At 57.7% G+C, this 12,590-nt stretch carries 9 protein-coding genes and 1 tRNA gene; 7 read left to right on the plus strand and 3 right to left on the minus strand.

Going from position 1 to position 12,590, the window contains the following annotated elements; translation table 11 throughout:
- Positions 1 to 320: 320 nt before the first annotated feature.
- Both MHM86_RS03985 and MHM86_RS03990 read right to left on the minus strand, forming a co-directional pair.
- Positions 321 to 2,105, minus strand: a complete 1,785-nt coding sequence (locus MHM86_RS03985; RefSeq protein WP_239196065.1) for a methyl-accepting chemotaxis protein — start codon at positions 2,103 to 2,105, stop codon at positions 321 to 323.
- 144 nt (positions 2,106 to 2,249) lie between these two features.
- Positions 2,250 to 4,073 (minus strand): methyl-accepting chemotaxis protein, encoded by a 1,824-nt coding sequence (locus MHM86_RS03990; RefSeq protein WP_239196067.1) that lies wholly within the window; start codon positions 4,071 to 4,073, stop codon positions 2,250 to 2,252.
- Between the two features lie 562 nt (positions 4,074 to 4,635).
- Between MHM86_RS03990 and MHM86_RS03995 the strand changes: the two genes are divergently transcribed.
- Positions 4,636 to 5,169: a hypothetical protein gene (locus tag MHM86_RS03995; RefSeq protein WP_239196069.1), complete on the plus strand. Its 534-nt coding sequence runs from the start codon at positions 4,636 to 4,638 to the stop codon at positions 5,167 to 5,169.
- A gap of 147 nt (positions 5,170 to 5,316) precedes the next feature.
- Here the strand turns inward: MHM86_RS03995 and MHM86_RS04000 are convergent.
- Positions 5,317 to 5,392, minus strand: a tRNA-Ile gene (locus MHM86_RS04000).
- 194 nt (positions 5,393 to 5,586) lie between these two features.
- On the opposite strand from MHM86_RS04000, the gene MHM86_RS04005 reads away from it, so the two are divergent.
- The 6 genes from MHM86_RS04005 (at position 5,587) to MHM86_RS04025 (ending at position 12,559) form a co-directional block, all read left to right on the plus strand.
- Positions 5,587 to 7,209, plus strand: coding sequence for a long-chain fatty acid--CoA ligase (locus tag MHM86_RS04005; protein WP_239196071.1), 1,623 nt, complete (start codon positions 5,587 to 5,589; stop codon positions 7,207 to 7,209).
- 212 nt (positions 7,210 to 7,421) lie between these two features.
- Positions 7,422 to 7,550, plus strand: a complete 129-nt coding sequence (locus MHM86_RS17025) for a hypothetical protein (RefSeq protein ID WP_255723007.1) — start codon at positions 7,422 to 7,424, stop codon at positions 7,548 to 7,550.
- 47 nt (positions 7,551 to 7,597) lie between these two features.
- Positions 7,598 to 7,963: a TfoX/Sxy family protein gene (locus tag MHM86_RS04010; protein WP_239196101.1), complete on the plus strand. Its 366-nt coding sequence runs from the start codon at positions 7,598 to 7,600 to the stop codon at positions 7,961 to 7,963.
- A gap of 86 nt (positions 7,964 to 8,049) precedes the next feature.
- Positions 8,050 to 9,009 (plus strand): agmatinase, encoded by a 960-nt coding sequence (speB, locus tag MHM86_RS04015; RefSeq protein ID WP_239196103.1) that lies wholly within the window; start codon positions 8,050 to 8,052, stop codon positions 9,007 to 9,009.
- A 159-nt stretch (positions 9,010 to 9,168) separates the two neighbouring features.
- Positions 9,169 to 11,229: an ASKHA domain-containing protein gene (locus MHM86_RS04020; RefSeq protein WP_239196105.1), complete on the plus strand. Its 2,061-nt coding sequence runs from the start codon at positions 9,169 to 9,171 to the stop codon at positions 11,227 to 11,229.
- A 118-nt stretch (positions 11,230 to 11,347) separates the two neighbouring features.
- The gene (locus MHM86_RS04025; protein WP_239196107.1) at positions 11,348 to 12,559 is read left to right on the plus strand and encodes a DUF2235 domain-containing protein; all 1,212 of its coding nucleotides are present in this window, start codon (positions 11,348 to 11,350) and stop codon (positions 12,557 to 12,559) included.
- Positions 12,560 to 12,590 lie beyond the last annotated feature (31 nt).

The raw sequence follows: 12,590 nt of genomic DNA on the forward strand, positions 1-12,590 counted from the left end.
GCATCACAGAATGCGACGGTACAGGCGCCTGCCATATGGTGCAGCCTGCACGGTTCACGTTTCCCTTAGAGCAGCTGGGCCAAAAGATCAATTCGCATTCGCGCAATTGGCGCATCAGCCGCAAAAAATCACCGGTCAAAACATGAAAACCTGTGCAAGTTTCGTAGATCAGGCTGTTGATCACGGATCAGGCGCTGCCTACGACGGTTCGTCAAAGCGCGGTCAAATGAGCAGCGGGGCCCGCCCATAAAGAGACAGGCCCCGCAAGCAATGTTTCCAGTTTCACCAGTCAGATCGAACAGCCAGATCGGGCCGCCAAATCAGGCAGCGCGGGTCTGGGCGGGGGTGAAATCGACATCATCATCCGCATCATCCGCGTCTTCTTCGAAATCATCCATCGACAGATCAATCCCAGCCCCATGCGCCAGCGCCTCGGACGCCACCGGGGCGGCCTCTGACTGTTCGGCCGCAACCGGCGCGTCGCTGACAACAGCGGCCTCATCCAGATCCGCCTGCCCCTCTTCCAGCTGGAAGTAGCGCACACTGTCACGCAGCGTCTGCGCCTGTGCGGCCAGTTCTTCGGCAGTGGCAGACATTTCCTCGGACGCGGCGTTGTTTTCCTGTGTCACGTCATCAAGACTGGTGATCGCATGGTTGATCTGCGTCATGCCTTGCGAAATCTCGCTATTGGCGTTGGAGATATTAGAGACCAGCGCAGCAGTGCGTTCGATGTTCGGCACCAGCCCGTCGAGCATTTTCATCGCCTTTTCAGCCGCCCCTTGCGTGCCCGACGACAGCGCCGAAATCTCGCCTGCGGCTTCCTGGCTGCGCTCTGCCAGCTTGCGCACCTCTGCCGCCACGACGGCAAAGCCGCGCCCATGTTCACCCGCACGCGCAGCCTCCACCGCGGCGTTCAGCGCCAACAGGTCGGTCTGACGGGCGATTTCCTGAACCACGTTGATACGGTCAATGATGGTATTGAGGCTGTCCATCGCCTCTTTGACCGCCGCACCACTGTCGCGGGCCTCTTCGGCCGAAGCCAGCGCCATCTTTTCCGTTTCAACCGCATTTTCTGCGGTCTGCGAGATGTTTGCGGTCATTTCCTCAACCGAGGCAGAGACATCTTCGGTCGCCCCCGCCTGTTTCGATCCGCCATCGGCAATCCCAACGGACGCTTCGGCCATCTGATTGGCGCCGGTAGACACATAACGCGCACCTTCGGCCACGTTGGTCACAACACCGCGCACGTTGGTCACCATGTCGTTGAGGTTGTCGAGCAGATCGCCCAGCTCGTTGCGCTGTTTGTGAGTTATGGTTTTGCTCAGATCACCACCAGCCACATCGCTGGACAGATCAACCGCCTGCTTCATGCCGCGCGACAGGGCGGTCACAATGCCCTGCCCCATAACAATCGCAATCAGAATGCCAGCAATCACCGAGCCAATCAGGATACGCAGTGTCCACTCATATACTTCGACATTCTTGGCCAGCGCTTTGTCCAACAGATGATTTTCCTGATCCAGCGTGTAATCAACCAATTCTGCCATACGGATGTAATTGCTGCGATTATCCTCGCGCAGCAGGTTGGCCGCGATGCTCACGCCACCCACACCCAACATCTGCATCACATTGCGGTTCACCCGATCAATCTTCTTCGAGATCGCCTGATATTCTTCAAGGAACGCCAGCATCGCCAGTTCGTGCTGAGCCGAGACGTCGCCTTCACCCAGATGGGCTCTTACATCCGCCAGCGTCTCTTCGCTGATCCCGTCCTGCAGGGCAAATTCACGGTGCAATGCAAACGCGGCTGCAACCTGCGCCTTGCGGTCATCGGTCAGTGCCTTCAACTCTGTTTTCAGAGCTTTGCGATCCTTGCGCCCCTCAACCAGAAGGTAGTCGCGGATGCGCGTTTGAATTTGCTCATGCACATTGGCCAATTCTTCGACCTCTTTCAGGGCCGAGAAGTTACGGGCGACGATCTTGTCGTTCACCGCGTTCATCTTGCGCATTTCGTTGACGGACAACCCGCCGATACCGGCGATCACAAGTGTCAACGCCACCAACGTCACCGTTAGCCGGGTTTTAATTGTGACTTTCATACTCATACACTCTCTACTGTTGTTTCTACCGACGACACCCAATTCAGGGACGATTGCGCCATCGGCTTTTGATCAGTGGGGTCTGATTGGCCAGAAGCCAGAATAGCCTGAACCGCGGCGCCCCCTTCGCGGCGCCGCGGTCAAAAGAAGTTATGCAGCTTTGCTTTTGTCTGATGAGCTGTCCTTGGGGATGAAATCAACCTCGGCCTCATCGGCAAACTCATCCTCTAAATCGTCCATCGAAAGATCAATGACCGGCTCTTCCTTGGCGGGGTGCGGCTGTGCTGCTTGCGCCGCTTGGCCCGCTGCGTCCTGCTCTTGGTCTTCGTCTTGATCCGCACCAGAAATCACTGCGGCAGCGGCCTGACAGTCGGTATCGCTGCCATCGCATTCCAGCACAAAGGCCCCGACGGTTTCGCGCAAACTCTGCGCCTGTGCGGCCAGTTCTTCGGCAGTGGCAGACATTTCCTCGGACGCGGCGTTGTTTTCCTGTGTCACGTCATCAAGACTGGTGATCGCATGGTTGATCTGCGTCATGCCTTGCGAAATCTCGCTATTGGCGTTGGAGATATTAGAAACCAGCGCAGCAGTGCGTTCGATGTTCGGCACCAGCCCGTCGAGCATTTTCATCGCCTTTTCAGCCGCCCCTTGCGTGCCCGACGACAGCGCCGAAATCTCGCCTGCGGCTTCCTGGCTGCGCTCTGCCAGCTTGCGCACCTCTGCCGCCACGACGGCAAAGCCGCGCCCATGTTCACCCGCACGCGCAGCCTCCACCGCGGCGTTCAGCGCCAACAGGTCGGTCTGACGGGCGATTTCCTGAACCACGTTGATACGGTCAATGATGGTATTGAGGCTGTCCATCGCCTCTTTGACCGCCGCACCACTGTCGCGGGCCTCTTCGGCCGAAGCCAGCGCCATCTTTTCCGTTTCAACCGCATTTTCTGCGGTCTGAGAGATGTTTGCGGTCATTTCCTCAACCGAGGCAGAGACATCTTCGGTCGCCCCCGCCTGTTTCGATCCGCCATCGGCAATCCCAACGGACGCTTCGGCCATCTGATTGGCGCCGGTAGACACATAACGCGCGCCTTCGGCCACGTTGGTCACAACACCGCGCACGTTGGTCACCATGTCGTTGAGGTTGTCGAGCAGATCGGCCAGCTCGCCCTTTTCTTTATGATCAACCGTACGCGACAGAACACCCTGCGACACATCCTTACTGAGGCCGATAGCCATGCGCAGCCCACGCGACAGAGCGCGAATGATGCTCCATGCGGTAAGGACACCAATCAACAGCGCCGCCGCCACCATCGTCACCACCTGATTGAATGCGGTATCGTAGATCGCCTGGGATTCCTCAATCGACGTCTGCATCGCGCCGTTCTTCTCGGCGAAGACTTCGGTCAGCAGCTTTTCCATCGCGGTGTCAATCTTGGTCGACTCGGTTATCAGAATGCTGGCAGCCATGTCTTTGCTGCCAAAGACGAGGACGTTCATTACTTTTTTATTGGCACGCTCCGACTGGGCCTTCAGCTCTGCGTATTGCGTGAGGAAACCGGCCATCACCGGATCCAGCGCAGCACGTTCGCTGGTTGCCGTGGCATCGCCCGCACCGTCGGAAACGGGCTGCGCCCCGTCCGCTCCGGCCTCAGATGCAACATCGAGCGCACCATAGGCCAGTAGCTCGCCTTCGGTGATCAACTTTTCTTGCCGTGCTTTCAGTTCTGCCATCTCAGCCTTCAGCTCTTTGCGCAAGGCACGATCTTCGATCAGCATGTAGTTGCGAATGCTGGTTTCGATCTTGGCCTGCACCGCGGCGAGGTCTTCGATTTTCTGAAGTGCGGCTACATCGCTGGCGACGATGTGTTCGCCGCGCTGCTGCACCTGACGCAACTCATAAAGAGACAATGCGCCGATACCGATAAACAGGACGGACATCAGGGCAAAAGTCAAAGACAGACGGGTTTTGATGGTCATAAACTTGGCCTTCACTGGTTACATTCGCACGCTCACCACTGTCTATGGCCACATCACGCAGACGCATTGGAAACAGGGCGCTTCCTCCTCTAAACGACGCGATGCCGCACCATTTGAGCATTACGTAAAAATACAACCTGTGACTGACATCAGGCCGCAAACACAAGAAAAATGCGGTGTGCATGACACCGCAACGACAGCCGCCCCCGGCTTTGGCGACGCGCTGCAAGCGTACAACGCGAGCGACAGACGCAGGCTAAATATCAGCTGAGATGCAAACAGGACGGAAATCTGGCAGGATCGGCGGGTGTGCCTGTTTTCGGGAAAAATGCTTATCTTTCAAACTTGAAGTGCGCCACTGCGCGTAAAATCCTGCTCTGACAAAACCAATAGGTTAGAGGGCGGGTGTCCCACGAAAACACGCCCAAATTCATCACCGCCTTGCAATCAAAGCAATAAGGGGCCATGCCTTCGGGGGGGTTTGTTCCACACAAGAACGCGTTTTATACTTCTGTCCACATGTGATTAGGTGCAATTGATATTCTATTAGGAGTTTAAAATATTGCCACGTTTGTTGATGTTAACAGGTTGTGCCATCGTGTTCGGGTTCGTCGGCTGGGGCTACTGGCATGCAGTGATCGAAGCGCCGGCTGTCAGTTACCACACGGATTGGGGATCAAATACGATCCGACGACTTACTGTTTTATTGGCCAGTTTCATTGTCGTCCCCTTGGCCGGTTGGGTGTTCAAGCTTGGACTTCGCCGGCAACTGGCCGCCGCGGATGCTGATACGGGTGGAGCGGAGCCAGAGCACCTAAAATCGAACCACAAAAGTGGTTGGCATTATGTCATAGAAGGACTGGGATTAATGATCATCTGTGGCTTGATCATTGCGACTGCCCTGGCTTGGTGGAACAGTATTCCTACAGGATATGGTGATCGCGGGATGGGGCCAATCGCTGTCTTTCTGGGAAGTCTCGTACTGGCTTTTCCCGTTGGTGCCCTCCTGTTGATTGGAGGCAGCGGCGTTATCTATGGTGCGATCCGTTCGTTGGGCGGGCTAAGCGCGGTTATTGCCAGCAAACCTTCATCCTGAGTTATGTGTGATAAGCCAGATCCCATCATAGGCATTAATCTGTGAAGGGGGTCTAAGGGGGTCGATTGATGACGTGTCCCGCGCCCAATTTGCCGTGGGACACTTTAGGTCGCAAGGCTGCGCTTTGATGTAACAAAGTGATAGGGGTGGTAGGCCCGGCAGGATTCGAACCTGCAACCAAAGCGTTATGAGCGCTCTGCTCTAACCGTTGAGCTACAGGCCCCCAGTGATCCACTGCTTAGGCCTATGGCGCAGGATGGTCAAGCGCCTTGACCCAACATCGACCGCAGCTTTTTATGCGATCCGCCCTACCCCGAAATGACGCGGCGTTTTGATCAAAACCAATGGACACTGCACCGCAACTTCTTATCACAGCGGGCATGCAATACGCACACGTATAATCTTGAGGAGGATTTCATGTTTGGTTCGATGATGCACCAGCAGCTGACCGTCAGCTCGCAGCTGGCACACGCCGCACGTTATCACGCAAAAACTGAGGTTGTTTCCGTAGAAACCACCGGTGGCATTGAGCGCACGACCTGGGGTCAGGTTGAACAGAACGCACGCCAACTGGCGTCTGCACTGGAGAGCCTCGGCCTCGACAAAGGCGCACGTTGCGCCACCATCGCCTGGAACAATCGCCGCCACCTTGAAATCTACTTCGGTGTCGCTGGCGCAGGTATGATCTGCCATACGATCAATCCCCGTTTGTTCCCCGAACAGCTGATCTACATCATCAACCACGCCAAAGATCAGGTGCTGTTTGTCGATGCCACTTTCCTGCCGATCGCAGCAAAGCTGGGTGAGCACCTGAACACCGTAAAGCATGTGGTTCTGATGGGCCCGCGCAACGAAGAAGCTGCCGCTCAGATCCCCAACCTGAAATTCTACGACGAACTGGTTGCCTCGGGCGATGCAGACTATGTCTGGCCCGACATCGACGAAACCACGCCGTCGTCGTTGTGCTACACCTCTGGCACGACCGGCAACCCCAAGGGCGTTCTCTATACGCACCGTTCGACCGTTCTGCACTCGCTCAGCGCAAACCAGGCTGACGGCATGGGCATTTCTGGCCGTGACACCGTCATGCCGGTTGTACCGATGTTCCACGTCAACGCATGGGGCACCCCCTACATCGCGGCAGCAAACGGCTGTAAACTGGTCCTGCCCGGCCCGAACATGGATGGTGCCAGCCTTGCCAACCTGATCGACGACGAACGTGTGTCGATTGCTTTGGGTGTTCCGACCATCTGGATGGGCCTTTTGGCCGCTCTGGCAGAAAAAGGATCGAGCGCACCGTCGCTGTCGCGCACCGTTATTGGTGGATCTGCTTGCCCGCCATCAATGATCGAAACCTTCCGCGACAAATACGACTGCACCGTGATCCACGCTTGGGGCATGACCGAAACCAGCCCGCTGGGGACCGTCAACAACCTGCTGCAGAAACACGAGGGACTCAGCGTCGCCGAACAAAACAAGATCCGCGAAGGTCAGGGCCGCCCGCCCTTCGGCGTGGAGCTGCGTCTGGTCGACGACGAAGGTCACATTCTGCCCCACGATGGCGTCACGCAGGGTGAGTTGCAGATCCGCGGTCATTGGATCGTCGAAAACTATTTCATGGTAGAGGAAAGCGCGCTGACCATCGACGGCTGGTTCGACACCGGCGACGTCGCAACCGTGGATCCTGATGGCTACATGATCATCCGCGACCGGTCCAAGGACATCATCAAGTCCGGTGGTGAGTGGATTTCTACCGTAGAGCTGGAAAACATCGCCGTCGGCCACCCCGCCGTCGCCAACGCCGCAGCCATCGCCGCGCGTCATGAGAAATGGGACGAACGCCCCGTGATCATCGCGCTTTTGGCCGAAGGTCAATCGGTGAGCGAAGAGGAACTGCTGGCCTACTACGACGGCAAAATCGCCAAGTGGCAGATCCCAGACAAGGTGATCTTCACCGACGCCCTGCCGATCGGCGGCACCGGCAAGGTGCTGAAAAACAAGCTGCGCGAGCAGTACGGCGAGTGCCTTATTGAGGGCTAAGCCGCTGATAGAGCGTCAAAAAGGAGGCCGGGGTTCTGCCCTGGCCTTTTTGCTTGCCTTGCCTAACCTTTCGCGCGCCCCCACACCCTTTGCGTATCAGACCTAGGCCTCTGCGCGCCTGAATGTCGCCACAGTTTTTGGTTAGGCTGACACCAACGGGATAGCGCCACCCCGGGTCAGACTGGCGCACAGCAGCAAGGGAAGGATGCAATATGCCTCAAGATGCTCAGAAACCGCAGAAGTCCCCGCACCAACGTGCGATCGCAACGCCACAGGAACCACAACAGTCCAAACGCGAGGCACAGCAACCTTTCGTCTTTACCGATTTTGCGATGATCTAGGTCACTCCGGCACGTGACGTCTGATACGGCTTGGGCTACAAAGGCACATGCCCGATCCCGTCAGCACCATCCGCAACCTTGGCCCCAAAAGTGACGCCAGCTTTGCCCGCGCAGGCATCATGGATGCCGACACCTTACGCGATCTGGGCGCGGATGAGGCCTATAAACGCCTGATCGCCAGCGGATCAAAGCCGCATTTCATCGGGTATTATGCCCTTGTGATGGGCCTTCAGGGACGCCCGTGGAACGACTGTCAGGGTGACGAGAAAAAAGCGTTACGCAAACGCTTTGACGCACTCAAAGTGGCGGCTAGCCAAATGCCCGCGTCCGCAAACCCCCTCGCCGCGGGCCACCTGCCCCATGCGATTGAGAAGGTCCTTGATGAAATCGGTGTCCGTCCTGATCGCCACTGACTGTTTTTCACACCACCATCACAGCCAAGCCTTGCCCGACGCGGCCTTTTTGACCACTCTGCCTCAAGCAACAGAGGGAGAGAACTATGGCAGATCACGGATATAACAGCGGACGTTTGGATCTGCCCTTTGTTGGGATCGCCACCTTTGGCAAACGTCCGTATCAACCTGACTGGACCCAACTGGAGGCAGATGTTGCCGTCATTGGCGCGCCTTTTGATGCGGGCACGCAATGGCGTTCCGGCGCCCGTTTCGGCCCCCGCGCGGTGCGCGAGGCATCAACCCTGTTCAGCTTTGGCCACGCCGGAGCCTATGATCATGAGGACGAGGCGACCTACCTGCCGGGATCGGTGCGGATGGTCGATATGGGGGACGCAGACATCGTGCATACTGACACGATGAAAAGCCACGCCAACATCGAAACAGCCGTGCGCGCCGCACTGGCAGCCAAGGCACTGCCGGTGGTGATTGGCGGCGATCATTCGGTCAACATTCCCTGTATTAACGCCTTTGACGGTCAGGGCGATTTTCACATCCTGCAGATCGACGCCCATCTGGATTTTGTCGATGAACGCCATGGGGTGCGGTTCGGTCACGGCAATCCGATGCGCCGCGCTGCCGAAAAACCCTATGTCACCGGCCTGACTCAGGTGGGCATTCGCAATGTGTCATCAACTGCGAAAGAAGGCTATGACGATGCCCGCGCCATGGGATCGGACATCCTGTCGGTGCGCCAAATGCGCAAACTGGGACCAGCGGCAACCGCACAGCGTATTCCCAAAGGCGCGCGGGTCTATGTGACGATTGATATCGACGGTTTCTGCCCCTCGATCGCGGCCGGCACCGGCACGCCCAGCCACGGTGGCTTCCTATATTATGAGGTGCTGGAGCTGCTGCAACAAGTGGCCCAGCAGCATGAGATTATTGGTATAGATCTGGTAGAGGTGGCGCCGGATTATGACCCGTCGGGCGGCACTCAGGTACTGGCAGCGCAGGTTTTGCTGAACCTCCTTGGCTTCATCTTTCACGCGCGGGGATATCGCTAACACCTCGTCCCTAGGACGAAAGATGCGACACTCAATTGCGCAAATATAACTATAAAATTCAACTTCATGACGCGGTTGGAGTTGTTTATGCCGCCTTTGCACTGTCGGGCAGCCTGCGCTGACCTATGCTAAACTCACGCGAACAACATGTGACGAGCCATGACTACCGAGCCAAACACCGATCCTCTTGTCATCTTCACACCTTCGGGCCAGCGCGGGCATTTTGCCAAAGGCACCTCGATCCTTGATGCCGCCCGCCAGCTGGGCGTCGATCTGGACAGTGTCTGCGGCGGGCGCGGTATCTGCTCCAAATGTCAGGTGACGCCATCTTTCGGCGACTTCCCCAAACACGGGCTGACCGTGTCTGAAGAAGCGCTATCGGAATGGAACGCGGTTGAGGAACGCTATCGCCACAAACGCGGGCTGATCCACGGGCGCCGTCTGGGTTGTCAGGCCAAGGTTGAGGGCGATGTCATCATCGACGTCCCGCCCGAAAGCCAAGTGCACAAACAGGTGGTCCGAAAAGCAGCCGACAGTCGCGTGATCGAAATGGATCCCGCCACCAAACTGGTGGTGGTTGAGGTCGAAGAGCCCGACATGCACGCCCCCACCGGCGATTTTGAGCGCCTGAAGGATGCTCTGCGCGAACAATGGCAGATCGAACGGGTCGACGCCGATTTAAACATACTAACCCGCCTGCAACCCACCCTGCGCAAGGGCAAGTGGCAGGTCAGTCTGGCAATGCACATCTGCCACGCCGGTGGCCCGTCGCGTATTCTGGACATCTGGCCGGGCGTCGCGGAACAGGGGCTTTATGGTCTGGCCATTGACTTGGGTTCCACTACAATTGCAGCACATTTGTGCGACCTGAGTGACGGCAGTGTGTTGGCCTCGTCCGGCGCGATGAACCCGCAGATCCGCTTTGGTGAGGATCTGATGAGCCGCGTCAGCTATGCGATGATGAACCCCGGCGGCGATCAGGAAATGACCAAGGCCGTGCGCGAGGCGCTGAATGGCCTGATCTTTGACCTGATCAAAGAGACAGAGATCCCGCCAGAGCGCCTCTATGAGGCAGTGATCGTCTGTAACCCCGTCATGCACCACCTGTTAATGGGCATTGATCCGGTGGAACTGGGTCAGGCTCCGTTTGCGCTGGCCACCTCAGACTCGCTGTCGCTACAGGCCTGTGATCTGGACCTGCTGGCCATGGCGCCGCGGGCACGGGTCTATGCGCTGCCTTGTATCGCCGGTCACGTGGGCGCAGATGCTGCTGCCGTTGCGCTGGCGGAATCCCCCCAAAGCTCCAGCGATCTGGCGCTGATGGTCGACGTGGGCACCAACGCGGAAATCCTTTTGGGCGACCGCGATGGCGTTCTGGCCTGTTCCTCTCCCACTGGTCCTGCCTTTGAGGGGGCGCAGATCTCTTCTGGTCAACGGGCCGCTCCGGGCGCGATTGAACGGATTGAGATTGATCCCGTGACCAAGGAACCCCGTTTCCGCATCATCGGCGTGAATATGTGGTCCGATGAAGCCGGATTTGAAACCGCCGCCGCCGCAACTGGCATCAACGGCATCTGCGGGTCCGGCATTATCGAAGCGGTGGCCGAAATGCGCATCGCTGGGCTGCTAGACCCCACCGGCCTCATTGGGTCGGCAGAGGCAACAGGCACGCCACGCTGCATTCAGAACGGGCGCACCCATTCCTACGTGATCTGGGACGGCAGCGCCGATGGCGGGCCGGTGATCACCGTGACCCAAGGCGACATTCGCGCCATCCAGTTGGCGAAATCCGCGCTATACGCCGGTGCACGTCTGCTGATGGATCAACGGGGTGTGGACAAGGTGGACCGCGTGGTGCTGGCTGGTGCCTTTGGCGCCCATATCAGCCCCAAACACGCGATGGTGCTGGGCATGATCCCCGACGTGCCGCTGGACAAGGTGCAATCGGCCGGCAACGCCGCAGGCACAGGCGCGCGGATCGCGCTCTGCAACCTCGGCGCGCGGGCAGAGATTGAGCGCGTAGTACGCGAAATCACCAAGGTGGAAACCGCAGTGGAGCCAAAATTCCAAGAGCATTTCGTCGCCGCCAACGCGATCCCGCATGCCACCGATCCCTTCCCCGAATTGAGCCAAGTGGTTACCCTGCCGGACGTGAACTTCAACACCGGCGGTGGTGAAAGCGCCGATGGTGGCCGCCGCAGACGTCGCCGCAAAGCGTAATCCGGCGACGGAACAGCACCGGGATGAACAGGGCGTTGCTTTTATTGAGGCAGCGCCCTTTTTGCGTCATACTCCCCTTATTTTATGACTCTATTCACTGATGGCGGAGAGTGCCCCCATGTCACGCAAATTGATTGTCTGTTTCGACGGAACCGGAAACGAGATTGAAAAGAACGAAAGCAACGTGCTGCGACTATACAAATGTCTGCAACACAACGACCGACAGCTAATCTATTACGAACCGGGCGTTGGCACCCTGTCCACCCGTCCCTTTGCCCGCAACAGCTTTGCCAAAGTGCGGCTGGCGCTGGGGCTGATCGCGGGACTGGGATTGCATGACAACGTGCTGCACGCCTACCGCTTCCTGTGTGAAAACCACCGTGAGGGGGATCAACTCTACTTCTTCGGCTATTCACGCGGCGCCTATACCGCACGCGTGCTGGCGGGATTTATCAACGACTTCGGCCTTGTGGCACCGCATGAATTGCACCTGATTGGACCGGTTTTTAAATCCTGGCGAAAACTGCGCCAAAACGGGCCGCGCGAACAATATGCGCCCTTACGGATTTCACAGCAGTTTTTTCACATGCGCCACCCGTCGATCCGGTTTCTGGGGCTTTGGGACACGGTCAGCTCGATGATCCGACTGCGACTGAAATGGGGAACATTTCTGGAATTTGGCACTCATTCCAGCGTCGATGAGAACCCATCTGTACGTGCCGTGCGCCATGCGCTGTCCATCGACGAACGCCGCCGCTTTTTCCGCCACCAGTTCTGGACAGATGGTCAGACATACTACGGCAACCGCTTCAAAACAAAGAATGACCCACCGTCACAGGACGTCAAGCAGGTGTGGTTCCCCGGCACCCACACCGATGTGGCTGGTAGCGTGCCAGAGGCGGAGGCAGGCCTGAGCAAGGTCACCATGCAGTGGATGCGGCAGGAACTAGACGACCTTGGCGTCGATCGGTTGGAGTTCCGTGATCCTTTCTACAACCGCTATGTGCTGGGCAAAAAAGACAAGGTGACAGAGCGTATGGGCTTGAACATCTCTCCCCCCAGCAGCACGGCCGACTTGCATGATCAACTGACGCCGCCGAAACCGTGGCTCCTTCTGGAATTTCTGCCCCGTCTTGTCAAACGCAGCCGCTGGCCAGATCAGCACGGCCTCTTCGGGTATTACCTGCCGCTAGGCCAATACCGCTATATCCCGCCGGAGGCGTCGATCCACCCATCGGCCTTTGAGCGACGCGACGTTCTCAGCGATTACGATCCACTGAATATACGGGATTTCAAACAAATGGAGACAGGCGTAGAAAAGGCATCGTGAACACCTTGACCTTCCCCAAACGCTTGGATAC

Source organism: Thalassobius sp. Cn5-15 (assembly GCF_022347685.1).
Classification (GTDB): domain Bacteria; phylum Pseudomonadota; class Alphaproteobacteria; order Rhodobacterales; family Rhodobacteraceae; genus Thalassobius.

Bases quoted from the DNA above. Each gene is read 5' to 3' on its own strand.
- MHM86_RS03985 (WP_239196065.1), bottom strand. From the start codon at position 2,105: ATGAGTATGAAAGTCACAATTAAAACCCGGCTAACGGTGACGTTGGTG.
- MHM86_RS03990 (WP_239196067.1), bottom strand. From the start codon at position 4,073: ATGACCATCAAAACCCGTCTGTCTTTGACTTTTGCCCTGATGTCCGTC.
- MHM86_RS04005 (WP_239196071.1), top strand. From the start codon at position 5,587: ATGTTTGGTTCGATGATGCACCAGCAGCTGACCGTCAGCTCGCAGCTG.
- MHM86_RS17025 (WP_255723007.1), top strand. From the start codon at position 7,422: ATGCCTCAAGATGCTCAGAAACCGCAGAAGTCCCCGCACCAACGTGCG.
- MHM86_RS04010 (WP_239196101.1), top strand. From the start codon at position 7,598: ATGCCCGATCCCGTCAGCACCATCCGCAACCTTGGCCCCAAAAGTGAC.
- speB (WP_239196103.1), top strand. From the start codon at position 8,050: ATGGCAGATCACGGATATAACAGCGGACGTTTGGATCTGCCCTTTGTT.
- MHM86_RS04020 (WP_239196105.1), top strand. From the start codon at position 9,169: ATGACTACCGAGCCAAACACCGATCCTCTTGTCATCTTCACACCTTCG.
- MHM86_RS04025 (WP_239196107.1), top strand. From the start codon at position 11,348: ATGTCACGCAAATTGATTGTCTGTTTCGACGGAACCGGAAACGAGATT.